This is a genomic window from Bordetella genomosp. 7, assembly GCF_002261415.1.
GTDB lineage: Bacteria > Pseudomonadota > Gammaproteobacteria > Burkholderiales > Burkholderiaceae_B > Bordetella_A.
Window position 1 is genome coordinate 498,631 of the sequence record NZ_NEVI01000023.1, and the last position, 25,699, is coordinate 524,329.

Below are 25,699 nucleotides of genomic sequence, written 5' to 3' on the forward strand. Positions count from 1 at the left end.
GGATGACGATGGGCGGCCGCCGTGCCGCACCATCGCCGGGCCTGATATTTGCTGGCCGTGCGGTATGTCATCACAACGAGGTGCGTCATGCCTCTTACCGCCATCGGCATCAACTGTACGCTCAAGAAATCGCCCGCGTCGTCATCCTGTGAACTTTTGCTGAGCCAGGTCCTGGAAGAACTGCGCCGGCTGGGTGTGGTCTGTGACCTGGTCAGGGCGGTGGACATGGCCATCGCGCCCGGCGTGACATCCGACGAGGGGCCGGGCGACCAGTGGCCCGAACTGCGCCGGCGCGTTCTGGCGGCGGATATTCTGATCCTGGGGACTCCCATCTGGCTGGGCCATCCGTCCAGTGTGTGTCAGCGCGTCCTGGAACGCATGGACGCCTTCCTGGGCGAGATGGACGATGGCAACCGCATGGTTACCTATGGCAAGGTCGCCGGTGTGGCGGTGGTGGGAAACGAAGATGGCGCCCATCACGTCAGCGCGGAACTTTTCCAGGCCCTGAACGATGTCGGCTTTTCCCTGCCTGCCAGCGCGGTCACGTACTGGGTGGGCGAAGCGATGCAGAAGACGGATTTCCGGGACCTTCCTTCTACGCCGGACAAGACCGCACAAACCACTCGCGAACTGGCGCTGAATTGCATGCACCTTGCGCAGTTGTTGCGCACTTCGCCCTATCCGCCGCGATGAGCCCGCGCGCCGTCCGGGCGGAATACCTGGCCAAGTCTATATGCTGAGCGTGCCTGACGCTGTACGCCTGCCCGTGCAAACCGTTGCTGCCGTGGGCCTTGCCTATGCCAGCATGGTCTGGCTGAACTTGCCGGAAATTGCCTGGGCCGCCTTTTCTGCGCTCTTCGTGCTGCGCACCAGCGTTGAAGGCACGGTAGGCGAAGCGTGGGGGCGCGTGCTGGGGGCGCTGATAGGCGTCGTGCTTGGGGTGGGCTGCGTGCTGGCGTGCCGGCTGCTGGACCTTCCTGTTGTGCTGGGCGCGGTGGCCGGAGTGGGCGTGGCCGCCTATCTGTCGATGCGCTGGCAGGCGCTGAGTTATAGCCTGGTTACCGTTACCGCGGTTACTGTGGAACCCGCGGCCGACGTGCTGGCTGGGGCCCTTGATAAAACCGTGGCCGTTGGCGTCGGGATTGCCTGCGGTGTACTGGCGGCCGTGGTGGTGCTGCCGTTGTCGGCGCAGCACAGCGTCAGGGCCAACCTTGCCAACCTGATAGAGACTTACGGCGAGCTGTTGGTGAAGTGGGCCTCTATGCTGGAAAGCGGCAAGCAGCGCCCGCGCCTGTATGACGACAACATGATGGAGCAGGCCCGATTGCGCGCTCAGGAAATGTCTTTGCAGGCCAGGACGTTTCCGATGGACTTGTTGTATCCCAATGCCCAGCTGCGGCAGCTGCATGCGCAGATCGATCGGCTGTGGCTTACTGCGGCGCTTATCGAACGTGCGGGCGACTTGCAATTGTCCGAGCAGATCTGCAGCCGCCTGGGCCCGGCGCTGGATAAAGTGGCGGCGTCTGCCCAGGAGCAGATTGTGGGCATGGCGCAGGTTGTTCGTCGCGGCAAGCGCGCGGCGGTGCCCAGGCGTCCGGCCGCGCCGTTGATACGGCTGGACAGTGTGATTGACGACTGCGTCAAGAAAGACTCGTTCAGCGCCTCGGAAATCGAATCCATAGAGGCAATTCGATGGGCCTGGCGCGAAGTGACCCGCGAGCTCGACGCATTGGCCGATTATCTGGATCCGCCGACGAAAGCCAAGTCCCGTCCAAGACATCAAGGGCAGGGTGTCTGACACCTTCGGAGTCAGACACCGGTAGTGACGGTAGTGCGCAATCCTGGGCGTGGTGTCTGACTCCCGCAGGGTGTCTGACACCTTCGGAGTCAGACACCGGTAGCGCGCAATCCTGGGGCGTGGTGTCTGACTCCCGCAGGGTGTCTGACACCTTCGGAGTCAGACACCGGTGGCGCGTAATCCTGGGCGTGGTGTCTGACTCCCGCAGGGTGTCTGACACCTTCGGAGTCAGACACCGGTGGCGCGTAATCCTGGGGCGTGGTGTCTGACTCCCGCAGGGTGTCAGACACCTCCGGAGTCAGACACCGCGTGTGCCGCCTGAGGCGCGGCTCGCGCCGGTGGTCCGGCTTACTCTATCTTGATGCCTGCGCGGTCGATCACGCCGGTCCACTTCGTGACTTCGGCATTGACCAGCTTCTTGAACTGTTCCGGCGTGCTTGCCACGACTTCTACACCCTGCTTGCCGAAACGCTCGATGACGTCTTTTTCTTTAAGCATGTCGGTCATGCCCGCGTTCACCTTCTTGATGATGGGCGCCGGCGTGCCCGCCGGCGCCTGCATGCCGAACCACACCGACACCTCGTAGCCCGGCACGCCGGCTTCTGCCACGGTGGGCACGTCGGGCAACAGCGCCGCCCGCTTGGCGCCGGTGGCGCCCAGAGCCGTCAGCTTGCCGGCGCTGATGTTGGGATACACGTTCGGAAGATTGTCGAACAGCACGTCGATATCGCCGGCCAGCAGGGCGGCAACAGCCGGCGCACTGCCTTTGTAGGGAATGTGGGTCATCTTGGTGCCGGTCATTTCCAGGAAGAGCTCCATGGAAAGATGGTTCGACGAGCCCGAGCCGGTCGAGCCGTAGTTGACCTTGCCCGGATTGGCCTTGGCGTAGTCGATCAGATCCTTGACCGACTTGAACTTCGAATCGGCGCGGACGGTAAGAATGTTCTGTGTACTGCCCGCCCAGATGACAGGCTCGAAATCCTTCAGCGTGTCATAGGGCATTTTGTCGCGATACAGCCCGGGCAGCGCCGAGAAGGGCAGCGGCGTGATCAACAGCGTGTAGCCGTCTGGCGTGGCCTGGGCCGCGGCCGTGTTGCCGATCAGGGTATTGCCGCCCGGCTTGTTCTCGACCACGACCGACTGCTTCCACTTCTTGGTCAGGTAGTCGCTGGCCGTCCTGGCCAGGGTGTCGTTGAAGCCGCCCGGCGTGTACGGCACGATGATGCGGACCGCGCGGTCGGGATACGCGTCGGCCTCGCTTGCCACAGTGGGTTGGATGATGAGCGCCAGTCCGACGCCGGCCAGCAGCGCCGCCAGTTTTCCTGTCTTCATGATGTTGTCTCCCAGGCCTTGGGGCCTTCTCTTTGGTGTTATCAGAACTTCACGATATAACCCGGTCCATCGATGACCGGGAACTCCTTGAACACAGCTTCGTCCACTTCGACGCCCAGGCCGGGGCCTTTGGGCGGCTCGACGCAGCCGTCTTCGCCGATGGCGAACACAGAACCGAACATGTCGCGCAGCGGGTTGAAGTGGGATACGCAGGCCTCGAAGTAACCCGCGTTTTCGGTAGCGGCCAGGAAATGCAGGGTGGCCGCGTGGTTAAGGCCCGTGGCGGAACTGTGCGCGTGCACGGGGATGCGGAAGGCCGAGGCCATGGCGGCGATGCGCACGCCTTCGGTGATGCCGCCGGTCTTGGAAAGGTCGGGCTGCCACACTTGTACGGCGCCCGCTTCAAGCATCTGGCCAAATTCGAAGCGCGTGTAGTGGTTCTCGCCCGCCGCGATGGGCACCAGCGGCGTGATCTTGGCAGCCTCGCGATAAGACGCGAAGTCGTTGCAGGCAAAGGGCTCTTCGAGCCAACCAGCCTGGATATCGGCCAGCACCGGCAAGACGCGGCGCGCCTGGGCGATCGTGTAGGCGGTGTTGGCATCGGTCAGGATATCGATATCGTCGCCCAGCACCTTGCGAACCTGCAGGCAGCGAGCGATGTCGTTCTGCGCGGTATCGCCCAGCCGCAGCTTGACGGCGCGGTAGCCCTGCGCCACATACGATTGCGCTTCTTCGGCCAGGGATTCCGGCGCCTGGTAGCCCATCGAAATGCCGCCCGCATAGGCGGGCAGGCGCTTGTGCGAACCGCCCAGCAGTTCATACAGGGGCAGGTTGGCCGCCTTGCCCTTGATGTCCCACAACGCCATGTCGATGCCCGAAAGCGCCAGGGCAGCGCCGGCTCCCAGCCCGTGGCTGGACAACTGCATGCGATGCACGCGCTGCCACGCGCCGACCACGTCGTGCGCGGACATTCCCACCAGCAGCGGCGCCAGGGTGTTGTGGATCAGGCTGACAATGGCGCCCGGGCTGCGTCCCGGGTGTGCCTCGCCGTAGCCGACAATGCCGTCGGATGTCTCGACCCGCACCACGATGGCGTCGCGCTTCAGGGTGCTGCCTACCCCCATGGTCACCGTTTTGCCCTGGGGCAGCTTGTACGACAGCGGGATGGCGGTAATGCTGCTGATCTTCATGATGTCTCCAGGGGGCTGTTATTGGAAGTTCACAATATTGGAAGGACGCTCGCCTCGGATGAGCGCGAGCTGGGTTTGCACCGCCAGCAGGCCCATGGCGCGCTCGGCGTCGCCGGTCGTGCCCGCCAGGTGCGGCGTCAGCGTGACACGCGGATGGTTACGCAGCGGGCTGTCCATGGGCAGCGGCTGCGTGGCGAACACATCCAGCACGGCGCCGCCCAGCGCGCCTGCCTGCAGCGCGCTCACTAGCGCGGGTTCGTCTATCACCGGCCCGCGGGCCACGTTCACGAGCACCAGGCCGGGCCTGGCGCGGGCCAGCACCTGATGGCCGATCATGCCGCGCGTCTGCTCGGTCAGCGGACAGGCCAGCACGACGAAGTCGCTGCGTTCAAACAGCTCCGCAAGCCCGCAGGCGCCGACCGCGGCGGGCAGGCGGGAGACGCTGCGCGTATGGGCGGCGACCTGCATGCCGAAGCCCGTGGACGCGATTTCGGCGACGCGTCGGCCTATTGCGCCAAAGCCCACGATGCCCAGCGCGCGGCCGCGCAGCTCATAGGTGAGCGCCCCGGCCTCTCGTCGGGCAGCCCAGGCGCCGCGCCGCACCTCGGCATCGAAATGCCGCAGGCGGCGGGCGCTTTCCAGCATGGCCATGACGGCGTACTCGGCTACGGCATTGGCGTTGACGTCGGGCGTGTTGGCCACCGGAAGGCCTTGCGCGGTTGCGCGGTCCACGGGGATGAAGTCCAAGCCCACGCCGTGACGCACCACGCCGCGCAGGGAGTGCGGGCCATCGAAAATATCGGCAGGCAGTTGCCGGCGCACGATCAGCCCCTGCGCGTCCTGCACCAGGTGCCGCAATGCATCGGCCGCCGCCGTGCCGGCCAGTTGCGGGTCGGGCGCCAGCACGATGGCTTCGCGGGCCAGCGCCGCATGCGCATCGGGGTGGATGGCATCGGTCAGGACCACCTTGGGTTGCTCTGGCAGTGGGTTGCCCATGGCGGGGCGCTTAGCCGAGATGGCGCAGGATCTGCGCGGTAAATGCATCGGTGCCGGCCCGCCCGCCAAGGTCGGGCGTGACTTCGCGGTCGTCGGCGGCCAGCGCGCCCTCTATGGCGCGCATGATGGCGCCGGCCGCTTCCGCCTGGCCCAGGTGATCCAGCATCATGGCGGCCGACCAGATCTGCCCGACGGGGTTGGCGATGCCCTTGCCGGCGATATCGGGCGCCGAGCCGTGCACGGGTTCGAACATGGACGGATGCTTGCGTTCGGGGTTGATATTGGCGCTGGGCGCCACGGCAATGGTCCCCGTCACGCCGGGCCCCAGGTCGGACAGAATGTCGCCAAACAGATTCGATCCCACCACCACATCGAAGCGCTCCGGCGACATGACGAACCGCGCGGCAAGAATGTCGATGTGATATTGGTCGATGGCCACATCCGGGTACTGCCGGGCCACGGCGGCAAAGCGCTCGTCCCAGAATGGCATGGAATGGTAGATGCCGTTGGACTTGGTGGCCGACGTCACGTGGTTGCGTCCCAGGCGCTGCGCGAGCTGGAACGCATAGTGCAGAATGCGGTCGGTGCCGCGCCGCGTGAAGATCGCTTCCTGCGTGACGAACTCGTGCTCGGTACCCGCGAACATGCGTCCGCCGACTTGCGAATACTCGCCTTCGGTGTTTTCGCGCACGATCCAGAAATCGATCTTGCGCTGTGCGGCGTTGGCCAGGGGGCACGGCACACCCGGCAGCAGTCGTACGGGCCGCAGGTTCACGTACTGGTCGAACTCGCGGCGGATGGGAATCAGCAGATTCCACAGCGACACGTGGTCCGGCACGCCCGGGAACCCCACCGCGCCCAGGAAGATGGCGTCGCTGTCGCGCAGCCGTTCGATGCCATCGTCGGGCATCATCTTGCCGGTGGCCTTGTAGGTTTCGCAGCTCCAGTCGTAGTGGCGATACGCAAGATTGAAGCCATGCAGGGCGCTGACCGCATCCAGCACGCGCAAGGCGGCGGGCACGACTTCGTTGCCGATGCCGTCGCCGGGCACGACCGAGATGGTGTAGGTGTTTTCGCGCATGGGGCCTCGCGGTCAGGCTGCGGGACCGCCGGTGGGCGGACCGCCGGCGATATGGTCTACCAGCTGTGGCACGGGCGCCTGGTCGAGTCCGGCCTGCGCGGCGTCGGCGTATAGCGCGCGGATCGCCCGTGCAAGTTCGCCCTGCGCCCCTTGTTCTTCGGTCATGGTGCAGTAATAGCCCATGTCCTTCAATGCGTTGGACACCGAGAAGCGGAAACCCGACGGATCGCCCGATTCGATATAGGGCCGCAGGCGGGTGAGCACCACGCTGTTGCCGCCGCCCGCGGCCAGAATGTCGCAGAATGCCTGGGCATCTGCGCCGGACAGCCGGGCGCAGGCGGCCGCCTCGGCCAGCACGGCCGAGAAGCCGAGCGACACGTAGTTGTGCAGCAGCTTCATTTTGTGGCCCGAGCCCACGTCGCCGGCGTACGCGATGTTCTCGGCGTAGCTTTGCAGCACCGGCAGGCAATCTTCGAATACCTCGCGCGCGCCGCCCACGATCAGGTTGAGCCGGCCTTCGGCCGCCTCTTTGGGCGTGCGGGTCATGGGCGCATCAAGAAAGCGCCCGCCCGCCGCGTGCACCGCCTTGGCGATCTTCAGCGTCGAAGAAGGAATGGCGGTCGAGCAGTCGATGATCGTGCTTCCCGCCCGCAACCCTTGCAGGGCGCCGTCATCGCCAAGCAGTACCGCTTCGACCTGCGGGCTGCCCGTCACGCACAGGATCAGGACGTCGACCTGGCCGGCGAGTTCGCGCGCGTCGGCGCAGGTCCTGGCGCCCGCGCCGATCAGCGTGTCCAGCGGCTGGTTGCCGGGATGCTCCAGCACGGTCAGCGGATAGCCGGCCCGCAGCAGGCTGGCGGCGATGCCCGACCCCATCAAACCCGCGCCGATCAGGCCGATATTGCGCTTTTGTTCGCTCATGGAATTCTTCCGTCAGTAGTGGAAAGCGCTTACCGGGGTCCAAGCCCGCCCGCGCAGATGTATTTGATTTCGACGTAGTCATCCACGCCGTACTTGGACCCTTCGCGGCCCACGCCCGATTCCTTGATGCCGCCGAAGGGCGCGAGCTCGGTCGAGATGATTCCTTCGTTGAGCCCGACGATGCCCGTTTCGAGCGATTCGGCCACGCGCCAGGCGCGCGCGTAGTTCGAGGTATAGAAGTACGCGGCCAGGCCGAACGGGGTGTCGTTGGCCAGCGCCACGGCCTCGTCTTCGTTGCTGAAGCGGATCAGCGGCGCCACGGGGCCAAAGGTTTCTTCCTGCATCAGCTTTGCGTGGCGAGGCACATCCACCAGAATGGATGGCTCGAAGAACAGGCCGCCCAGGGCGTGCTCACGGCCCCCGGTCAGTATGCGGGCGCCGCCCGAAACCGCATCATCGATATGCTCGCGCACCTTGTCGACCGCGGCCCGGTCGATAAGCGGGCCGATGTCAACCGTTTCTTCCAGCCCGTCGCCCACGCGCAAGGCCTGCACCGCCTGCTGCAGGCGCCGGGAAAATTCATCGTAGACGCCGTCCTGTACGAAGATGCGGTTGGCACATACGCATGTCTGGCCCGCGTTCCTGAATTTGGACGCCATGGCTCCGGCCACGGCCAGGTCCAGGTCGGCGTCGTCGAACACGATGAAGGGCGCGTTGCCGCCCAGTTCCATCGATACCTTCTTCATGGTGCCGGCGCATTGCTCCATCAGCTGCTTGCCCACGCTGGTGGATCCGGTAAACGACAGCTTGCGCACGATGGGGTTGCCGGTCAGTTCACCGCCCACCACATCGGACTTGCCCGTAACGACGTTGAGCACGCCGGCCGGGATGCCGGCCTCGGCCGCAAGCTCCGCCAGGGCCAGCGCCGAATACGGCGTTGCGGTGGCCGGCTTGATGACGATGGTGCACCCGGCAGCCAGCGCCGCCCCGGCCTTGCGGGTGATCATGGCATTGGGAAAGTTCCATGGCGTGATGGCGGCCACCACGCCCACGGGCTGTTTGATCACCACAATGCGCCGGTCGGCTGTGGCCGCGGGGATAACGTCGCCGTATACACGCTTGGCCTCTTCCGCAAACCACTCCAGGAAGGACGAGCCGTAGGCGATCTCGCCTCGCGATTCCTTCAGCGGCTTGCCCTGCTCCAGGGTGAGCAGAGTGGCCAGGTCCTCCTGGTGCTGCATGCACAAATCGAACCAGCGGCGGATGCACTGCGATCGCTGCTTGGCAGACTGGGCGCGCCAGGCCGGCAGGGCGCGGTCGGCGGCGGCGATAGCCTCGCGCACGTCGTGCTGCGTCATGGCGGGCACGCTGCCCAGCACGGACCCGTCGGCGGGGTTCACGACGTCAATGGTCTTTCCGTCGGAGGAATCGACCCAGGCGCCGTCTACATGGCATTGCTGGCGAAAAAGGGAAGGTCTGTTCAGTTTCATCATGGTGTCTGTGGGTATGGAGGAATCAGCGGGGTTCAAGCAGATTGCCGGGTTTGCTGCCCCGGTACAGCGCGTCGAGTCCGTCTATCAGCAGCCACCCCATCGCGTCGCGCGTCTCGAGCGTGGCGCTGCCGATGTGCGGCGACAGAAAGACGTTGTCGAGTCCGCGATAGCGGGCGTCGATGCGCGGTTCGTTGGCAAAGACGTCCAGCCCCGCGGCAAAAAGCCGGCGCGATTCCAGCGCCGCGATCAGGGCGTCGTCGTCAACCAGGTCGCCGCGGGAAATGTTCACCAGCACGGACTGCGGCGGCATGAGGGCAATGGCGTCCGCGTTGATGACGCCCTTGAGCTGCGGCGCGCCGGGCGCCGCAATGACCAGCACGTCGGCCACCCGCAGCAGGCCGGCCAGGCTCGCGTGGTAGACGGCCCCGCCTTCCTGGTCGGGCGGCAGGCGCCTGCGGTTGTGGTAATGGATTTCCATGCCGAAAGCGCGGGCGCGCGCTGCGATTTCGCGGCCGATCCGGCCCATGCCGAAGATGGCCGCGCGCCGGCCGGCCAGGCCTTTTCCAAGCAGCTGCGTCGGGCTCCAGCCGTGCCACTGCCCGCTGCGCACCAGGCGGTCGGCCTCGTAGCCGCGCCGGCAGGCGTTGAGCATCAGCATCATGGCGATTTCGGAACAGGCAACGCTCAGGACGTCGGGCGTGTGCAGCACCTGGATGCCAAGTTCGTGCGCGGCGGCCAGGTCGATGTGGTCATGGCCGACGGATAGCGTGGCCACGTAGCGCAGCGTGCCGGCCAGGCTGCGCAGCACGTCTGCGTTGATGGGTTCGGTGGCCGTTACGAACAGCACCTGTGCGCCTTGCGCCGCGCGCACGATCTGGTCGCGGGAAAGAATGCTGTCGTCTTCGTTGACGCGTAGCCCGTACCGCTCGCGCAGCGCGGCCTCTACCCCTGGGGTGAAGCGCCGGCACAGATACGCCTGGGGTCTGTGAGCACCTTGAGGCATTGTCGGCTTGTCTCCGTTGTTTTTTATACTGTCAATTTATATGACAAATTTGTCAAGCGAATTTACTGCTGCTAGTATCGCGGCATGTTTTCAGGCGACGCCATGCACGATCACGATTTCCAGCCCGACTCTGAAGGCACGCTTGCCGACCGCGTCACCGATATGCTGGCGCGCCAGATCCGTAGCGGCGCCTATCCGGTCAATGCCCGGCTGCCCACCGAAAAAATCATGACCGAGGAATACGGCGTCAGCCGCACGGTGGTCCGCGAGGCCATCGCCCGGCTGAAGTCCGAGGGCTTGGTGGAAACACGCCAGGGCAGTGGAACGGTGGTACTGCCGCGCGGCGCGAGCGATGCTTTCCGACTGGGCAAGCCGGACGAGGATCTTGCCCGCGGGGTGCTGCGCATCCTGGAGCTGCGTCGCGGCATTGAAGCCGAAATGGCCGCCCTGGCCGCCGAACGGCGCACGGCGCAGCAAATGGCGCTCATCAACCGCGCCCTGATCAATATCGACAACGCGGTAAGCGCGGGCGGCGATGGCGTGGAAGAAGACCTGGCCTTTCATCTGGCCATCGCGCGCGCCACCGACAACCCGCATTACGCCGAGCTGCTGGGCATGCTGACGCGGGCATTGCGCGACGCCATCCGCGTCACCCGCGGCAACGAAGCTCGCCAGGCTGCGCTTGCGGAAGACGTGCGGGCCGAGCACGAGGCCATACGCTGGGCCATCGAGCATCGCGATGTGCAAGCCGCACGGGTCGCCGCATTCCGCCACATGCAAAGCACGGCCCAGCGTATCGAGAATGTGGACCCGGGTTACTGGAAGGGCGCCAGCAGCGCCGCCGCCCGCCGCCTGGCCCGCACGCGCCTGGCCGCCACGATACGGGGCACGGCCGATCCGGCAGACTCCTGATGCCGTACTGCGTGCGGGAACCGGGGTTTCCGCATGCTGCTCACGAGGGCGTACGTCTCGAAACAACCGGGTGATTTACGCTTTATGTCCGCCCGGCTACGATCGATCGCTGTCCTCAGCGCCGGCATGCGCTACCGGGCGGCAGCGCCGAGGCGCAACGATATTTCTTCGTGCAGCAACCGTGTCTGAGGAGAGAATCGATGAAACGCGTACATAAGTCCGTGGCTGCGGCTGTGGTTTGCGCCTTCGCGCTGCATGGCAATGCCGCAGCCCTGGCCCAGCCGGCCGGGGTTGCGGCCTACCAGCCCACCGTTGGCCAGTCGGGCAAGGACGTCGTGTGGGTTCCCACGCCGCAATCGCTGGTGGACCGCATGCTGGATATGGCCGAGCTTACCCCGCAAGACCGCCTGGTGGACCTGGGCAGCGGCGACGGGCGCACCGTGATCACGGCCGCGCAGCGTGGCGCCACCGCGCGCGGCATAGAGTTCAACCCCGACATGGTGGCGCTGGCCAAGCGCGCCGCGCGCGATGCGGGCGTAACCGACAAGGCGACGTTCGAACATGGCGACATCTTCAAATCCGATTTCTCGGATGCCACGGTGGTTACGCTGTTCCTGTTGCCCGCCCTGAATCTGAAGCTGCGTCCCACCTTGCTCGACATGAAGCCCGGCACCCGCATCGTGTCCAATTCGTTCACCATGGACGACTGGGAGCCCGACGAGACCGTGTCCGCGCAGGACTGTTCGGCATATTGCAGCGCCTACAAATGGGTCGTGCCGGCAAAGGTAGCCGGACGATGGACCATGGACGGCAAAGAACTCGTGCTGGACCAGACTTTCCAGAAGCTCACAGGCACCCTGCGCGATGGAGGCAATGCCATCCCCATTACCGCCGCCCGCCTGAATGGCGAACATATCGAATTCAGCGCCGGCGCGCAGACCTATACGGGGCGGGTGTCCGGCCAACAGATGCAAGGCACGGTAGGCGGCAAGCCCTGGACTGCGACGCGCGCCGGAAGCTGATGCAGGGGCATGCCGATCCACCTTTGGCGTGGGCCGCGCGCCAAAGGTAACCACCAGGCCAGACAGCGGGCGGTACGGACGATACGCCGGGCGCAGACCGGCACCCATCAGTGGTGCGCGCGCGCGACCGCCGCTCTGTTCATTTCTTTTCCTGATCCAGGCGTTGCCGCCGGGCCGTAGGCGCTCGGCCGATATGCCTTGGGGCGAAGTTCCAGCTTCGTCAAAACAGTTGTTTCAGTCAATTTCGGGGACGCATCTCTCGGCCGATATCGAAAACGAGAATGGTTATCCTTTGCGTCGAACTTTTCTGACTAAAAACTGAAGCAATCGGCCTGCTTCGATGCGTTTCAACGTACGGCTGATGCTTCGTCCCCGTTATTTACTGGAGTGTTGCATGTATCCCCCGCCTGACTACGCGTGGCCCCGTGCCGTGGCTGGTGCGCCGATGAAAGCGCTGGCTGCTGCCATCCTGTTCGGAACATCCGTGGCGGCGCCCGCCCAGGCGGCCGAGTCGAACGCCCCCGTTGCCGAAATGGAAAGCGTAGTGGTTACCGCCAGCGGCTTCGAGCAGAACGTCGTGGACGCACCGGCGTCGATCAGCGTGATTCCGCGCCAGAAGCTGGAACAGGGCAACTATCGCGACCTGAACGACGCGTTGCGTGATATTCCGGGCGTGATCATTACGTCCAATGGCGACAATAACGGCCGGGGCGATATCAGCCTGCGCGGCATGGGGTCGGCCTACACGCTGATTCTGGTGGATGGCAAGCGCACCAATACCCGCGAAACGCAGGCCAACGGCAGCACGGGCACCGATCAGAGCTGGGCGCCGCCGCTGTCGGCCATCGAGCGTATCGAAGTCGTGCGCGGCCCGATGTCTTCTTTGTATGGGTCGGACGCCATGGGCGGCGTGGTCAATATCATTACGCGCAAGGTTGCCAAAGAATGGAACGGCGCCATACGCGCGGAGACGACCATCCAGCAACATTCGCGTTCGGGCGACGAGCACCAGGGCAATTTTTATCTCAGCGGCCCCATCAAGAGCGACCTGCTGGGCCTGAGCATCTATGGCGTGTACACGCATCGTGACGAAGACCACGTCTACGAAGGCTACAACAAGGCCCGCAATATGGGCGGCACAGTCAAGCTTGCGTTGACGCCGACCAAGGACCACGACATCGTGCTTGAGGCGGAAGACTACAAGCAGCGATTCGAATCCAACCTGGGCAGGACGCTGGATCCGGAGACCAATGACGAAGACAGCCTGCGCGACTTCGAGCGCCAGCGCTATGCGCTCAGTCACAACGGCCGCTGGACGCCCAATCTGCTTACGGATTCCTATGTTCAACGCGAGCGCACCCACAACGTCACGCGCGAAATGACGATCGTGAACACGATCGCCAGCAGCAATTTCACTTATCTGTTCGACCGCCATACGACGGTGTTCGGCGCATACTACGAAAAGAACGAGCTGGACGATTCGACGTCCAACACGATCTCGGACCTGTCCACGGCCGACCGCTGGCAGTACGCCTTTTTTGCCGAAGATGAATGGCGCATTACCGACGACTTCGCGCTGACGGCGGGGCTGCGCTGGGACAAGGAAAAAACCGCCGGCTCGCATTGGTCGCCGCGCCTGTACGGCGTGTATCACCTCAACGACAACTGGACGGTCAAGGGCGGGGTGTCCACGGGCTTCAAGGCGCCGAACATCCGCCAGACGATCCCGAACTGGGGCGCGTCCAGCCGCGGCGGCGACCGCTACGGAAACCCGGATCTTCAGCCGGAAAAATCCCTGACCAAGGAAATCGGCGTGCTGTACAACGCCGACAATGGCCTGCAAGCCGGCCTGACGCTGTTTGACAACAAGTTCGAAGACAAGATCACTCGCGTGCCTTGCCCGGAATGCGGGCCCCCGAACCGCTTTGGCCGCTCGCCCACCACCTATGCCAACGTGGACAACGCCGTTACGCGTGGCGTAGAAGCCAGCCTGACGGCGCCCCTGACCGAGACCATCACCTTGAACTCGGCATACACCTACACGTACTCGAAGCAGAAATCGGGCGAGTACGCAGGGCAGCCGCTGAACCAGTTGCCCAAGCACATGTTCAACGTCGGCCTGGATTGGCAGGCGACTTCGGACCTGAATCTGTGGACGCGCCTGCAGTTCCGCGGCAAGGAAAGCGACCCCACCACCACGCCGTCGTCGGGCGAGCCGTTTGTGGCGCCGTCGTATACCTTCGTGGATCTGGGCGGCTCATATAACGTAAACAAGAACGTAGTGCTGCGTGCGGGTATCTATAACCTGTTCGACAAGACGGTCACCTACGACGATTACCAATTCGTCGAGGACGGGCGTCGCCTCTGGCTGGCCATGGACATCCGGTTCTGATAGCGCCACATATGATGTCGAACCTTCCGCAAGCCCCTGCCGCGGCAGGGGCCGCGGCGGCGCGCAAGCCTGCGGCCACCGGGCTGCCGATGCGTTACCGCGTGGCTGTGTTGTACCGCTTTGTCCTGGCCCTGGCGGGCGGCTACGCCTGTGGCAGCTTCGGCGCCATGGCGATCGCGACGGCTTTTTCCGGATATCGGGGCAGCGCAGCCATGAGCGCCACGCTGGCCGCTTTTTCGATACAGACCGCCGCATTCATCTGGGTATTCATGGTGCGCAGCACGCTCAAGGCCACCCTGGGCATTGTGGTATTCGGCGCGCTTATGCTCGCCATCTTCAAATTGGCCGGAGGCTGAGTTGCGCCCAGACTTGAAACCCGAAGGCCCGCGGCAATCGATGTCGTGGCTGCATACGTGGTCCAGCCTGCTGCTGGGCTGGCTGCTGTTCGCGATATTCCTGACCGGCACCTTGAGCTTTTTCTATCCGGAAATAACGGTATGGATGAAACCGGAACTGCATCGGTCCGTGCCGCCGGCGAGCCCGGCTCGGCAGGCAGAAGTTGCCGTGGACTACTTGCAGAAGCACCATGCCGATGCAGGCAGCTGGCTGATCCAGCTGCCCAATGAACGTTCCAATACCACAGTGGTGACGGTGCGAGGCCAGGACGAAGACCCGCGCGCCCGCCGTGGCGGCACGCGCATCACGCTGGACAGCGCCACCGGCCAGCAGCTGCAAAGCCGCGAGACTCGCGGGGGCGCCTTCCTGTACCGCTTCCATTTCGAGCTGTACGGTTTGCCGCGGATATGGGCGCGCTGGATCGTGGGCATCGCCACATTGCTGATGTTCGTATCCATCATCAGCGGCATCATTACGCACAAGAAGATCTTCGCCGATTTCTTTACCTTCCGGCGCGGCAAGGGCCAGCGTTCCTGGCTGGACGCGCACAACGCGACGGCGGTGCTGGCATTGCCTTTTCACATCATGATCACCTTCAGCGGCCTGCTGCTGCTGATGTTCACCATCATGCCGTGGGGCGTAACGCAGCTCTACGACAGCCGCATCCAGTTCCTGCAAGACCAGAATCGCGCCGTGCTGACGGCGGCGGGGCAGGGCGCGCGACCGAACCCGCCAACGTCGTCGCCCGCGGAGCTGGCCCCGCTGGCGCCCATCCTGGCCGACGCGCACGCGGCATGGCAAGATAATCCGGTCGGCTCCATCAACATCATTGCGCCCAATACCAGCCAGGCACAGATTGAGTTGCGTGCGCTGCATAGCGCGGGCGTGGCCACGCGCAACGTGTACCCGAGCCTGCGCTACGACGGCGTGACCGGCGCCCGGGTCCCGGACAGCGGCGCGGCCGCGTCCGGGCCTTCGGTGCCCATGGCCACGTACAACGTGCTGACCACCCTGCATGAGGGCCGCGGCGTCGACGCAGCCTTGCGGTGGCTGTTGTTTCTTTCCGGCATCGTGGGCAGTGTCATGGTCGCCACCGGCCTGGTGCTGTGGTGCGTAAAGCGCTTGCCTCAGCAGCAAAAGCGCGGCGGCAAGTCGTTCGGCTATCGCCTGGTAGAGGCGACCAATGCCGCCGCCATTGTGGGCCTGCCCATTGCCTGCGCGGCCTACTTCTACGCTAACCGGATATTGCCGGCCGATATGGCGGGGCGCGCCGAACGCGAGATCCACGTATTTTTTGTGGTCTGGCTGGCAACGCTGTTGTATGCGGGCGTGCGCCCCAACCGCCGGGCCTGGCTGGACCTGTTGCTGGTGGCCGGCCTTGCCTACGCCAGCTTGCCCGCGCTGAATGCCCTGACCGGCGGCACCCCGGTATGGCATGCCATGTCGCACGGGCAGTGGATGATCGCCTCGTTCGATCTTGCGGCCTTGGTTTTTGCGGCCGTCTTCGCCTTTGCCTGGCGCAGGCTGCGGCTGCACCAGGGTGTGCTGGCGCGCAAGGCCGTGCCTGCCGCCGCCACTGCAGGGGGCGCCGCATGAGCTTCTTTCTGCTTGCGTGGTGCGTGTGCACGCTGGGATTCATCGCCCTGGCTGCTTCCATGCCCCGACACCAAGAACAGATATTCGGCAAGGAACTTGGCCAGCCGCGCAGCCGCGTCGCGGCCGCAGCAGGCTGGGCGATGCTGGGTCTTGGCCTGGCTGTGTGCCTGCCTGGCGGTGTCTTGAGCAATATGGTCAGCTACTGGGTGGGTGTGCTGACGTTTTCCGCGCTGGCCGTTGTGCTGTGGCTGAGCTACATGGCGCATCGCCTGGGTTGGCTGGCGGCCGCATGTGCCGCCATGGCGCTGCCCTGCCTGTTTGCCATGGCGCGTTGACGGCCGCGCCGCGAGGGCGCGGGCACGGCCTGTGGCGGCCTCAACTCTTGAACACGTCTTCCAGGTCGACGATTTCTTCGGGCGGTTCGAGTGTGCAGCTTTGTTCGATGTGCGCCAGGTGCTGCAGCGTCAGCGCCTCGGCGCGCTTGGCGTCGCCGGCTTCGATGGCATCGATGATGAGCGAGTGTTCGTCGTGGCGGCAGCTGGTGGCCGTGGGCAGGTTGTAGAGGAAAATCACCAGGCAGGTCTGGGTGGACAGTTCGCGCATCATGCGCGCGAGCTCCAGGTTGCCGGCCAGCTCGCTCAGCACAATGTGGAACTCGCCGGCCAGCCGCACGATGGCGCGCTTGTCGTTGCGTTCGCGCGCGGCTTGTTCAAGGATGGCGTGCTCGCGCAGCCGCTGCAGCTTCTCGGGCGTCAGGTTGGCCGTCAGGCGGCGCACCACTGCCGGTTCAATGATGCGCCGAGCCTCGAACACGTCTTTTGCTTTCTCGATCGTGGGCTTGGCGACGAACGCGCCCCGTTGCGGGATGAGCTCGACCACTTGCTCGTGCGCCAAGCGCGCAAGCACCTCGCGGATGCGCGGGCGGCTGACCGAGAAAATCTCGGCGAGTCTTTCTTCTACTAATTTCGTGCCGGGCTTGAGGCGGTTGTCCAGCACCGCCGAATACACGCGCTCATGGATCTCGTTGACAGTGCTTTCTCGTTTTTCTGAAGTCATGGATGCTTGGGGAAGGTCTTAGACGTAGGCGCTTGAGGCATTTTTCGCAGCTTAGACCAACGCGCCCCGAATGGCGCGGCCGGCCGCGTGTACATCAGCATCCGAATTGTAGATATTTTTCGACGTTTTTGTTTTATATCGGGTTAACACTAATGTAAGCATTATTGTTGTCAGTCATAGAATAGCGCTGTAGTTGATTCAGCAACGAGGGGATGGCCCCTCACGCCTCACGGAAGCGGATGACCTCAGCGGCCTTCGATCTCGTCCTGCGCAATGCCGTCCTGGCGACGGCCAGCGACACATACCGGGCTGACCTGGGGGTGCGGCATGGCCGTATTGCCCAGATCGGCCTGGATCTGCCGGCGGGCCGCCAGGAAATCGACGCCGGGGGGCGCGTGGTCACGCCCGGGGGCATCGATACCCACTGTCACCTGGACCAGCCCATGGCTCCCCCGGTGCGGCTGGCCGACGATTTTCTTACCGGCACCCGATCGGCAGCGTGCGGCGGCACAACCACGATCATCCCCTTCGCGGCACAGCAGAAGGGCGCAAGCCTGCAAGCAGCCATTGACGACTACCATCGGCGCGCGCACGGCAAGGCATGCGTCGACTACGGCTTTCACCTCATCCTTACAGACCCGACGCCGGCGGTGCTGGACGACGAGTTGCCCCGACTGATCGCAGCCGGATATACCTCGTTCAAGCTATACATGACGTACGAGAGCCTCAGGCTCTCCGACCGCCAGATCCTGGATGTGCTCGACGCGGTGCGGCGCCACGGCGGCATGCCCATGATTCATGCCGAGAACGCCGACTGCATTGCGTGGCTGACCGAGCGGCTGGAAGCGGCTGGCCGCCTGGCGCCGCGCTTTCACGGCTGGTCGCGGCCGGCGCTGGTCGAGCGCGAAGGCGCGCACCGCGCCATTGCGATGGCCGAACTGGTGGACGTGCCTGTGCTGCTGGTGCACATATCGGGCGGCCAGGCGGTAGACCAGATCCGCGAAGCCCGCGCCGCCGGCCTGAACATCAATGCTGAAACCTGCCCGCAGTACCTGTTCCTGACAGCCGAAGACCTGGGCATCGACGACAGTTATCACGGCGCGCGCTGTGTATGCAGCCCGCCACCCCGCGACGCCGCTTCGCAACAGCAGATATGGCAGGGGCTGGCCGACGGCCTGTTCCAGGTGTTCTCGTCCGACCACTCGCCGTTCAACCTTCACGGCGAAGACGGCAAGACGCCGGGGGGCGCAGAAGTCGCCTTCCGTCATATTCCCAACGGCATCCCCGGCATCGAAACTCGGATGCCGCTGTTGTATTCCGAAGGCGTGCTGGGCGGTCGCATCAGCCTGAACAAATTCGTCGAGCTGACAAGCACCGGCCCTGCGCGCGCGTACGGGCTGTATCCGCGCAAGGGAACACTGGCAGTCGGCGCCGACGCCGACCTGGTTGTGTGGGACGAGCGCGACTTCGTGCTCGACAACGCGCACCTGCATCACGCCGTCGACTACACCCCTTATGCCGGCCGGCGCCTGCGCGCCTGGCCGGGCCTGACGCTCTTGCGCGGGCAGGTCGTCTGGGACGGCCAAGCCTTTACCGGCACGCCGGGCGGCGGCCAGTTCCTGCCGCGCGGCCTGCCTTCACTGTTTCCGATAGGCGCCCGCGCGCCGGGCCACCGTACCTGGCTGCAGGCAGCGCTTGCATCCTGAACCTGGAGTATTGAACGTGACTGCCACCACCCTGATCCAGAATGCCGACACCGTCGTGGCCTGGGACGACTCCCGCCAGAGCCACGTCTATATGCGCAATACCGACGTTGCGTTCCGTGACGGCCAGATCGTCCATGTCGGCCCTGGCTATGCCGCCGGGCCCGACTGCGAAATGGTGGACGGACGCGGCATGATGGTCATGCCGGGCCTGGTCGACATCCACAGCCACCTGGTGCACGAGCCCATCAACAAGGGCTATACCGACGAAACCGGTTCGGCCGGGTTGTACAACTCCAACTTGTACGAGTACATGCCCACGATGGAGGGCGACGACGAGGCGGCGCCGCACCAGTTGACCCTGGCCTGTGCCGAACTGCTGATGTCGGGCGTGACGACGGTGGTCGATATGTCGGTCGCCCATGAGCAATGGATCGACATCCTGGCCAAGAGCGGCCTGCGCGCCTATGTGACGCCGATGTTCCGTTCGGCCCGCTGGTTTACGCGCAACGGCCACGTGGTGGAATACGAGTGGAACGAAAAGGCGGGGTACCAAGGCCTGGAACGCGCATTGCAGCTGATCGAGCTGGCGCAAAAGCACGAGTCGGGCCGGCTGGAAGGCATGCTGTGTCCCGCCCAGATCGACACCTGCACGGCCGACCTGTTGCGCGACAGCCATGCAGAAGCGCGCCGCCGCAAGATCGGCTGGCAGACGCATGCGGCGCAATCGCTGCCGGAGTTCCACGAAATCACCCGCCGCCATGGGCTGACGCCGGTGCAGTGGCTGCACAGCCTGGGGGTGCTCGATCCCGCCAGCATCGTCGGCCACGGCATTTTCGTCGATGACCATCCCAACACCCATTGGAGCACGGCCACCGATCTGCCCATCCTGGCCGAAACGGGCGCCAGCGTCGCGCATTGCCCCACCGTATTCATGCGCCGCGGCATGGCATTGCGCGATTTCGGCCGCTACCGCCGCGCCGGCATCAACCTGGGTATCGGCACCGATACTTACCCGCACAACATGATCGAAGAAATGCGCCATGTGGGATACCTGGCGCGCCTGATGGCCCAGACCCCCCGCGCCACTACGACGGGCGACGTATTCCATGCCGCCACCGTCGGCGGCGCGCAGGCGCTGGGCCGTACCGACATCGGCCGCATTGCGGTCGGGGCCCGCGCCGACATCGTGATGGTCGACATGACGCACCATCTGATGCGTCCGTCGCGCGACCCGGTGCGCAGCCTGGTGTATGCGGCGGCCGACCGTGCCGTGCATACCGTCTACATCGATGGACGGCGGGTGGTGCACAAAGGCGAAGTCGACTCGCTGGACTACCGCAATGCCGCCGCCGAAGTGGACGAGGCCCAGCGCCGCGCCGAGGCGCTGGTGCCCGAGCGCGATCTGGTCGCCGGCCGCACCGCACAAGAAATGTCGCCACTGTCGTTCGACGTGGTCTGAACCATCCACGCCCAGCAACCAAACGCGGCCGGCGGGCGCCGGCCCCAATAAAGGGGAATCCACCATGAAATTGCAGCAATCCACCAAATCCTGGCTGGTTCGCGCCAGCCTGGCCGCCACGCTGGCGGCCGCTGCCAGCACGCCGGCGCTGGCGGACAAGCTCACCGTCGTCATGGCGAGCAAACTGTCGGTGCTCGATCCTGTCCTGACCGCGTCGCACCAGACGCGCAATCATGCGTACATGATCTATGACACGCTGCTGGCCACCGATGCCGACAACAAGGTTCGTCCGCAGATGGCCGACAAGTGGGAGATCTCGCCCGACGGCAAGACCTACACCTTTACGCTGCGCGAAGGGTTGAAGTGGCACGACGGCGCGCCGGTCAAGGCAGAGGACTGTGTCGCGTCCATCAAGCGCTGGGCCCAGCAAGACAAGATGGGGCGCCAGTTGATGCCGCTGGTCGAATCGATGAACGTGATCGACGACCGGACGTTCAACATCGTGCTGACGCAGCCGGCCGACGTGCTGGCCGCGCTGGCCAAGCCCAGTGGCCTGCCGAGCTTCATCATGCCCAAGCGCGTGGCGGAAACACCCGCCGCGCAGGCCATCACCGACTACACCGGGTCGGGGCCGTTCAAGTTCGTGCAGGCCGAGTTCCAGCCGGGCGTCAAGACGGTGTACGAAAAGAACACCGACTATGTGCCCCGCAACGAGCCGCCCAGCGCCACGGCCGGCGGCAAGGTGGTCAAGGTGGATCGCGTGGAATGGCTGACCCTGCCCGATCCGATGACGGCGGTCAACGCCCTGCTGGAAGGCGAGGTCGACTATCTGGAAACCGTGCCCTTTGACCTGACGCCCCTGGTGCAGAGCGCGCCCGATGTCGAACTGCGCGTGCTGGACAAAATGGGCTACCAGCCGATGTACCGCTTCAACCAGACCCAGAAGCCGTTCGACAACAAACTGGTCCGCCAGGCCGCCATGTACGCCATCGGCCAGGACGATATCCTGAAGGCGCAGGTGGGCGATCCCACCTATTACAAAGCCTGCGGCGCCGTGTTCGGCTGCGGGCTGCCCTATGCCAGCGACATTCGCGCCGACATGATCGTTCCGTCGAACATCGAGAAGGCCAAGGCCCTGCTCAAGGAAGCGAACTACGACAATTCTCCCGTGGTCGTGCTGCACGCCACCGACATCGCCATGGCTTCGGCCATGCCCGTGGTCATCGCCCAGCAACTGCGGCAGGCGGGCTTCAATGTGCAGCTGCAGGCCATGGATTTCATGACCATGCTGTCGCGCCGCGCCAACCGCGACGTGCCGGCCAAGGGCGGCTGGAGCATCTTTGTGACGACCTGGCACATGTCCGAGATTCTGGATCCGCTGCGCAACTACGGCGTGTCGGCCAATGGCGAGAAAGCCTGGTTCGGCTGGGCCGACGTGCCCGAGGTCGAAGCGCTGCGCGGAAAGTTCCTGGTTGCCACCACCGACCAAGAGCGCAAGCAGATCGCCGACAAGCTGCAGGACGTAATGCTGGATGAGGGCGTGGCCATTCCGCTGGGCCAGATCCAGACCGCGGCTGCGTACAGCAAAAAGTTGACCGGGGTGCTGGAATCGCCGGCCCCGATCTTCTGGAACATCGCCAAGTCTGGAAAGTAAGCGCATGCTGGTTTATCTGATCAAGCGGGTGCTGGCGACGGTACCCGTGGTGCTGACCGTGGCAGTGCTGGTGTTCGGCCTGCTGCGCCTCAGCCCGGGCGATCCCGCGCTGATTCTGGCGGGCGACTCGGCCACGGAAGCGCAATTGCAGGAGCTGCGCCAGCACATGGGGCTGGACCGCCCCATTACGGCCCAATTCGGCATCTGGGCCACGCAGGTGCTGCGCGGCGACCTGGGCGTGTCGCTGCATTCGGGAACATCGGTAACGTCGATGATCAGCAGCCGTATCGGTCCGTCGCTGGCGCTGGCCCTGTGCACCATCGTGTTCTCCACGCTGGTGGCCGTGCCGCTGGGCGCCTATGCGGCCTGGCGGCGGGGCAGCCGCATCGACAGGGCCATCATGGCGCTGTCGGTCGTGGGCTTCTCGGTGCCGGTCTTTGTGACCGGGTACGCCTTGATCCTGCTGTTCGCCATGCAGTGGGGGTGGCTGCCGGTGCAGGGCTACAAGCCCCTGTCGGCCGGAGTGTTCGAGTTCGCCCGGCATCTGGCCTTGCCTACGCTGGCGCTCAGCACGGGTTTCATTGCGCTGATCGCGCGGATCGCCCGCAGCAGCATCCTGGAAACCATGAATGAAGACTACATCCGCACGGCACGCGCCAAGGGCATCACGGAAGGCACGGTGCTGATTTCGCACGCGCTGCGCAACGCCGCCGTGCCCATCATCACCATTATCGGGATCAGCGTGGCGCTGCTGATCAGCGGCGTCGTGGTGACAGAATCCGTCTTCAACTTGCCGGGGCTGGGCCGCCTGGTCGTGGAATCCGTGCTTGCACGCGATTATCCGCTGATCCAGGGGCTGATCCTGCTGTTCTCCCTGCTGTATATCGGCATCAACCTGACGATCGACCTGCTGTATTCGGTGTTCGATCCACGCATCCGCTACTGAGGCTCGCATGACCACCACCGCTCAACCCGCCGTTCTGCCGGCGGCCGCGGCCGGCTCCGGCCGCTTGCTGGCCTTGCGCCGCGCATTGCGCTCCGGTCCGGTGCTGTTTGCCACGCTGTTTCTGAGCCTGATCATCCTGACGGCAATGGCAGCCAATCATCTGGGGCTGGCCGACCCCATGGCAATCAACCCGGTCGAACGCCTCAAGGGGTTTTCCGCCGCGCACTGGTTCGGAACCGACTCGTATGGCCGCGACCTGCTGTCGCGCGTCATTCATGGGGCCCGGGTATCGCTGCTGATCGGCGCGGGCACCGTGTTCGCGGCCGTGTTGCCCGGCCTGTTGCTGGGCGTGATAGCCGGATACTTTCGCTATGCCGACATGGTGATCATGCGTGTGATGGACGGCATCATGTCGGTGCCCGGCATCCTGCTCGCCATTGCCCTGGTGGCCGTCACCGGCGCCAACATGCTGACGGTGCTGATCGCCATCGCGGTGCCCGAGTTCCCCCGCGTGGTCAGGCTGGTGCGCGGTCTGGTGCTGGGCCTGCGCGGCGAGCCGTATGTCGAGGCCGCCGTGTCGCTGGGCACGCCCACGCCGCGCCTGATGCTGCGGCACCTGTTGCCCAATACCGTGGCACCGCTCATCGTGCAGGGCACCTTCATCTTTGCCTCGGCCATCCTGGCCGAAGCCATCATGAGCTTTCTGGGCGTGGGCATGCCGCCCGAGATTCCCTCGTGGGGCAACGTCATCGCCGAAGGGCGCATGTATTTCCGCATGAAGCCCGAGCTCATCCTTGTGCCGGGATTCTTCCTGGCGCTGACCGTACTCAGTGTGAACTTGTTGGGTGACGCCTTGCGTGACGCCCTGGACCCCAAGATGGCCCGCCGTGTCTAATATCCCTGATCTTCCTGTTCTAAGCATCCGCAACCTGGGCGTGCGGCTGACCGGAGGCACCCAGCAGGTTGTGCAGGATGTCAGTTTCGACATCCATGCCGGCCAGACGCTGTGCGTGGTCGGCGAGTCTGGCTCCGGCAAGTCCGTGACCTCGTTCGCCGTCATGGGCCTGCTGTCGCCTGATGCGCTGCAGCCCTGTGCTGGCCAGATCCTGCTCGAAGGCGAAGACGTGCTCAAGGCCTCGCCCGAACGGCTGCGCGCGCTGCGGGCCACGCGCATGTCCATGGTGTTCCAGGAACCCATGACGGCGCTCAACCCGGTGCGTACCGTGGGCTGGCAGATAGACGAAGTGCTGCGCACGCATAGCTCGCTTCCGGCCGCCGAGCGCAAGCGTCGCATTCTGGCCATGCTCGAATCGGTGCACCTGCCCGACGTGGCGCGCATCTATGATTCGTACCCGCACCAGTTGTCGGGCGGCCAGCGGCAGCGCATCGTGATCTGCATGGCGCTCATCCTGCAGCCACGCCTGTTGATCGCAGACGAACCCACCACCGCGCTGGATGTCACCACCCAGAAGCAGATTCTTGCGCTTATCCGCGAACTGCAGCAGGTGCACCAGACCGCGGTGCTGTTCATTACCCACGACTTCGGCGTGGTGGCCGAAATCGCCGATCGCATCGCGGTCATGAATCGTGGCCGCATTGTAGAAGTCGGCAGTCGGGACGATATCCTGGCCCGCCCGCGCGACGCCTATACACGCATGCTGGTGGCATCGGTGCCGAGCCTGACACCCCGGGCGCGGTCTGCTATCGACGGCAAGGCTATCCTGCAAGTCGACAAGCTGGGCAAGACTTACGCGGAGCGTTCGCTGTTCAAGCCGTCGCGCCAGGTGCATGCCGCCGATGACGTCAGCTTTACGCTGCGCAAGAAAGAGATCGTGGGAATCGTGGGCGAATCCGGGTCGGGCAAATCTACCGTGGCGCGATGCATCGCCCGCCTGATCGACCCGAGCACGGGCACCATCCAGCTGGACGGCCATGATATCGCCACGGCGACGCGGCGGGCGTTCCGGCTCATGCGGCAGAAGATCCAGGTAGTGTTCCAGGATCCGTACCGCTCGCTCAACGCGCGCATCCGCGTCGGCGAATCGATTATCGAGGGCATGCTGAACTATGGCGTGACGCGTCAGCGGGCCAGGCAGCGCGCCATCGAGCTGCTGGAACTCGTGGGGCTGCCCGCCGACGCCATGGACCGGTATCCGCACCAGTTTTCGGGCGGGCAGCGGCAGCGCATCTGCATTGCCCGCGCGCTCGCCTTGAACCCTGAAGTGCTGATCGCCGACGAGGCGGTGTCGGCGCTGGACGTGTCGGTGCAGGCACAGGTGCTGGAACTGATCGAGGACGTGCGCCAGCGCACCGAGACGGCTGTGCTGTTCATCACGCACGACCTGCGCGTGGCCGCGCAGATCTGCGACACCATCGTGGTCATGAAGAAGGGCCGTATCGTGGAAGCGGGCCAGGCCGAGCAGGTGTTGACCTCGCCCCGCCACGAGTACACGCGCCAGCTGATTGACGCCGCGCCCGGACGGCACTGGGACTTCAAGAACTTTCGTCCGCTCGAGCAACTGCGCGATGGCGCGCCGCCGCCGGCCATGGCGGCCGTGGCGCACTAGCGCCGCCGGCGACGCTGCCCGTGCGTGGGGACATGCGCGGGCACGGGCCGCGCGCCTGGCCTGTTCCACGGTCGTGACCATGGCCAACTCAACAGAGAGCCCGCCCGCCGCGATGGGCACGGCGATCAGCCGGCCGGCGGCGACTTCTTTGGCCACCGACCCGACAGGTCTTTCAGTGT

General features: G+C 64.9%; 22 protein-coding genes. 14 read left to right on the forward strand and 8 right to left on the reverse strand.

Features of this window, described 5'->3' with window-relative positions; translation table 11 throughout:
- The first annotated feature begins 87 nt into the window (after nucleotides 1-87).
- A complete protein-coding gene (locus tag CAL18_RS19275; protein WP_094818529.1) occupies nucleotides 88-693 on the forward strand; it encodes a flavodoxin family protein in 606 nt (201 codons plus the stop codon).
- A 40-nt stretch (nucleotides 694-733) separates the two neighbouring features.
- The gene (locus CAL18_RS19280; RefSeq protein WP_081745766.1) at nucleotides 734-1,798 is read left to right on the forward strand and encodes an FUSC family protein; all 1,065 of its coding nucleotides are present in this window, start codon (nucleotides 734-736) and stop codon (nucleotides 1,796-1,798) included.
- Nucleotides 1,799-2,146: 348 nt separating this feature from the next.
- On the opposite strand, the gene CAL18_RS19285 is transcribed toward CAL18_RS19280, so the two are convergent.
- The 7 genes from CAL18_RS19285 to CAL18_RS19315 are packed head-to-tail and all read right to left on the reverse strand — an operon-like array spanning nucleotide 2,147 to nucleotide 9,814.
- Complete coding sequence (locus CAL18_RS19285; protein ID WP_094818530.1) at nucleotides 2,147-3,130, reverse strand: Bug family tripartite tricarboxylate transporter substrate binding protein; 984 nt, start codon at nucleotides 3,128-3,130, stop codon at nucleotides 2,147-2,149.
- A 41-nt stretch (nucleotides 3,131-3,171) separates the two neighbouring features.
- On the reverse strand, nucleotides 3,172-4,320 hold the full coding sequence (locus tag CAL18_RS19290) for a mandelate racemase/muconate lactonizing enzyme family protein (RefSeq protein ID WP_094818531.1): 1,149 nt from the start codon (nucleotides 4,318-4,320) through the stop codon (nucleotides 3,172-3,174).
- Nucleotides 4,321-4,338: 18 nt separating this feature from the next.
- A complete protein-coding gene (locus CAL18_RS19295; RefSeq protein WP_094818532.1) occupies nucleotides 4,339-5,316 on the reverse strand; it encodes a hydroxyacid dehydrogenase in 978 nt (325 codons plus the stop codon).
- A 10-nt stretch (nucleotides 5,317-5,326) separates the two neighbouring features.
- The gene (locus tag CAL18_RS19300; RefSeq protein ID WP_094818533.1) at nucleotides 5,327-6,397 is read right to left on the reverse strand and encodes a tartrate dehydrogenase; all 1,071 of its coding nucleotides are present in this window, start codon (nucleotides 6,395-6,397) and stop codon (nucleotides 5,327-5,329) included.
- A 12-nt stretch (nucleotides 6,398-6,409) separates the two neighbouring features.
- Nucleotides 6,410-7,318, reverse strand: a complete 909-nt coding sequence (locus tag CAL18_RS19305) for an NAD(P)-dependent oxidoreductase (protein WP_026639499.1) — start codon at nucleotides 7,316-7,318, stop codon at nucleotides 6,410-6,412.
- A gap of 29 nt (nucleotides 7,319-7,347) precedes the next feature.
- Nucleotides 7,348-8,808 (reverse strand): NAD-dependent succinate-semialdehyde dehydrogenase, encoded by a 1,461-nt coding sequence (locus CAL18_RS19310; protein WP_094795900.1) that lies wholly within the window; start codon nucleotides 8,806-8,808, stop codon nucleotides 7,348-7,350.
- A 25-nt stretch (nucleotides 8,809-8,833) separates the two neighbouring features.
- Nucleotides 8,834-9,814 (reverse strand): 2-hydroxyacid dehydrogenase, encoded by a 981-nt coding sequence (locus tag CAL18_RS19315; protein ID WP_094818534.1) that lies wholly within the window; start codon nucleotides 9,812-9,814, stop codon nucleotides 8,834-8,836.
- 102 nt (nucleotides 9,815-9,916) lie between these two features.
- Between CAL18_RS19315 and CAL18_RS19320 the strand changes: the two genes are divergently transcribed.
- From CAL18_RS19320 to CAL18_RS19345, 6 genes are all read left to right on the forward strand, one after another.
- Nucleotides 9,917-10,726 (forward strand): FadR/GntR family transcriptional regulator, encoded by an 810-nt coding sequence (locus tag CAL18_RS19320; RefSeq protein WP_038852296.1) that lies wholly within the window; start codon nucleotides 9,917-9,919, stop codon nucleotides 10,724-10,726.
- A gap of 200 nt (nucleotides 10,727-10,926) precedes the next feature.
- Nucleotides 10,927-11,748, forward strand: coding sequence for an SAM-dependent methyltransferase (locus CAL18_RS19325; RefSeq protein WP_094818535.1), 822 nt, complete (start codon nucleotides 10,927-10,929; stop codon nucleotides 11,746-11,748).
- 394 nt (nucleotides 11,749-12,142) lie between these two features.
- Nucleotides 12,143-14,140, forward strand: coding sequence for a ligand-gated channel protein (locus tag CAL18_RS19330; protein ID WP_094795703.1), 1,998 nt, complete (start codon nucleotides 12,143-12,145; stop codon nucleotides 14,138-14,140).
- A gap of 11 nt (nucleotides 14,141-14,151) precedes the next feature.
- Nucleotides 14,152-14,496, forward strand: coding sequence for a hypothetical protein (locus tag CAL18_RS19335; protein WP_094795704.1), 345 nt, complete (start codon nucleotides 14,152-14,154; stop codon nucleotides 14,494-14,496).
- Between the two features lie 40 nt (nucleotides 14,497-14,536).
- Nucleotides 14,537-16,132 (forward strand): PepSY-associated TM helix domain-containing protein, encoded by a 1,596-nt coding sequence (locus CAL18_RS19340; RefSeq protein WP_249278439.1) that lies wholly within the window; start codon nucleotides 14,537-14,539, stop codon nucleotides 16,130-16,132.
- Entirely contained in the window at nucleotides 16,129-16,467 is a 339-nt protein-coding gene (locus CAL18_RS19345; protein WP_094795706.1) for a DUF3325 domain-containing protein, read from the forward strand. Before CAL18_RS19340 ends, CAL18_RS19345 begins: the two co-directional genes overlap by 4 nt.
- A gap of 40 nt (nucleotides 16,468-16,507) precedes the next feature.
- On the opposite strand, the gene CAL18_RS19350 is transcribed toward CAL18_RS19345, so the two are convergent.
- Nucleotides 16,508-17,188, reverse strand: coding sequence for a GntR family transcriptional regulator (locus CAL18_RS19350; RefSeq protein ID WP_094818537.1), 681 nt, complete (start codon nucleotides 17,186-17,188; stop codon nucleotides 16,508-16,510).
- 239 nt (nucleotides 17,189-17,427) lie between these two features.
- On the opposite strand from CAL18_RS19350, the gene hydA reads away from it, so the two are divergent.
- The 6 genes from hydA (at nucleotide 17,428) to CAL18_RS19380 (ending at nucleotide 25,520) form a co-directional block, all read left to right on the forward strand.
- The gene (gene hydA, locus CAL18_RS19355; protein WP_094818538.1) at nucleotides 17,428-18,894 is read left to right on the forward strand and encodes a dihydropyrimidinase; all 1,467 of its coding nucleotides are present in this window, start codon (nucleotides 17,428-17,430) and stop codon (nucleotides 18,892-18,894) included.
- A gap of 16 nt (nucleotides 18,895-18,910) precedes the next feature.
- Complete coding sequence (locus CAL18_RS19360; RefSeq protein WP_026639491.1) at nucleotides 18,911-20,353, forward strand: amidohydrolase family protein; 1,443 nt, start codon at nucleotides 18,911-18,913, stop codon at nucleotides 20,351-20,353.
- A gap of 64 nt (nucleotides 20,354-20,417) precedes the next feature.
- Nucleotides 20,418-22,007 (forward strand): ABC transporter substrate-binding protein, encoded by a 1,590-nt coding sequence (locus CAL18_RS19365; protein WP_026639490.1) that lies wholly within the window; start codon nucleotides 20,418-20,420, stop codon nucleotides 22,005-22,007.
- Nucleotides 22,008-22,011: 4 nt separating this feature from the next.
- Nucleotides 22,012-22,953, forward strand: a complete 942-nt coding sequence (locus tag CAL18_RS19370; protein ID WP_026639489.1) for an ABC transporter permease — start codon at nucleotides 22,012-22,014, stop codon at nucleotides 22,951-22,953.
- Nucleotides 22,954-22,960: 7 nt separating this feature from the next.
- Nucleotides 22,961-23,848, forward strand: a complete 888-nt coding sequence (locus CAL18_RS19375; RefSeq protein WP_094818539.1) for an ABC transporter permease — start codon at nucleotides 22,961-22,963, stop codon at nucleotides 23,846-23,848.
- On the forward strand, nucleotides 23,841-25,520 hold the full coding sequence (locus CAL18_RS19380; RefSeq protein ID WP_094818540.1) for an ABC transporter ATP-binding protein: 1,680 nt from the start codon (nucleotides 23,841-23,843) through the stop codon (nucleotides 25,518-25,520). The genes CAL18_RS19375 and CAL18_RS19380 overlap by 8 nt, the downstream gene beginning before the upstream one ends.
- Nucleotides 25,521-25,699: the final 179 nt, after the last annotated feature.

Coding starts and splice junctions, on each gene's coding strand:
- CAL18_RS19310 (WP_094795900.1), bottom strand. CDS start 8,808: ATGAAACTGAACAGACCTTCCCTTTTTCGCCAGCAATGCCATGTAGAC.
- CAL18_RS19335 (WP_094795704.1), top strand. CDS start 14,152: ATGATGTCGAACCTTCCGCAAGCCCCTGCCGCGGCAGGGGCCGCGGCG.
- CAL18_RS19365 (WP_026639490.1), top strand. CDS start 20,418: ATGAAATTGCAGCAATCCACCAAATCCTGGCTGGTTCGCGCCAGCCTG.
- CAL18_RS19295 (WP_094818532.1), bottom strand. CDS start 5,316: ATGGGCAACCCACTGCCAGAGCAACCCAAGGTGGTCCTGACCGATGCC.
- CAL18_RS19320 (WP_038852296.1), top strand. CDS start 9,917: ATGCACGATCACGATTTCCAGCCCGACTCTGAAGGCACGCTTGCCGAC.
- CAL18_RS19375 (WP_094818539.1), top strand. CDS start 22,961: ATGACCACCACCGCTCAACCCGCCGTTCTGCCGGCGGCCGCGGCCGGC.
- CAL18_RS19370 (WP_026639489.1), top strand. CDS start 22,012: ATGCTGGTTTATCTGATCAAGCGGGTGCTGGCGACGGTACCCGTGGTG.
- CAL18_RS19315 (WP_094818534.1), bottom strand. CDS start 9,814: ATGCCTCAAGGTGCTCACAGACCCCAGGCGTATCTGTGCCGGCGCTTC.
- CAL18_RS19305 (WP_026639499.1), bottom strand. CDS start 7,318: ATGAGCGAACAAAAGCGCAATATCGGCCTGATCGGCGCGGGTTTGATG.
- CAL18_RS19350 (WP_094818537.1), bottom strand. CDS start 17,188: ATGACTTCAGAAAAACGAGAAAGCACTGTCAACGAGATCCATGAGCGC.
- CAL18_RS19290 (WP_094818531.1), bottom strand. CDS start 4,320: ATGAAGATCAGCAGCATTACCGCCATCCCGCTGTCGTACAAGCTGCCC.
- CAL18_RS19340 (WP_249278439.1), top strand. CDS start 14,537: ATGTCGTGGCTGCATACGTGGTCCAGCCTGCTGCTGGGCTGGCTGCTG.
- CAL18_RS19325 (WP_094818535.1), top strand. CDS start 10,927: ATGAAACGCGTACATAAGTCCGTGGCTGCGGCTGTGGTTTGCGCCTTC.
- CAL18_RS19300 (WP_094818533.1), bottom strand. CDS start 6,397: ATGCGCGAAAACACCTACACCATCTCGGTCGTGCCCGGCGACGGCATC.
- hydA (WP_094818538.1), top strand. CDS start 17,428: ATGACCTCAGCGGCCTTCGATCTCGTCCTGCGCAATGCCGTCCTGGCG.
- CAL18_RS19285 (WP_094818530.1), bottom strand. CDS start 3,130: ATGAAGACAGGAAAACTGGCGGCGCTGCTGGCCGGCGTCGGACTGGCG.
- CAL18_RS19345 (WP_094795706.1), top strand. CDS start 16,129: ATGAGCTTCTTTCTGCTTGCGTGGTGCGTGTGCACGCTGGGATTCATC.
- CAL18_RS19280 (WP_081745766.1), top strand. CDS start 734: ATGCTGAGCGTGCCTGACGCTGTACGCCTGCCCGTGCAAACCGTTGCT.
- CAL18_RS19275 (WP_094818529.1), top strand. CDS start 88: ATGCCTCTTACCGCCATCGGCATCAACTGTACGCTCAAGAAATCGCCC.
- CAL18_RS19330 (WP_094795703.1), top strand. CDS start 12,143: ATGTATCCCCCGCCTGACTACGCGTGGCCCCGTGCCGTGGCTGGTGCG.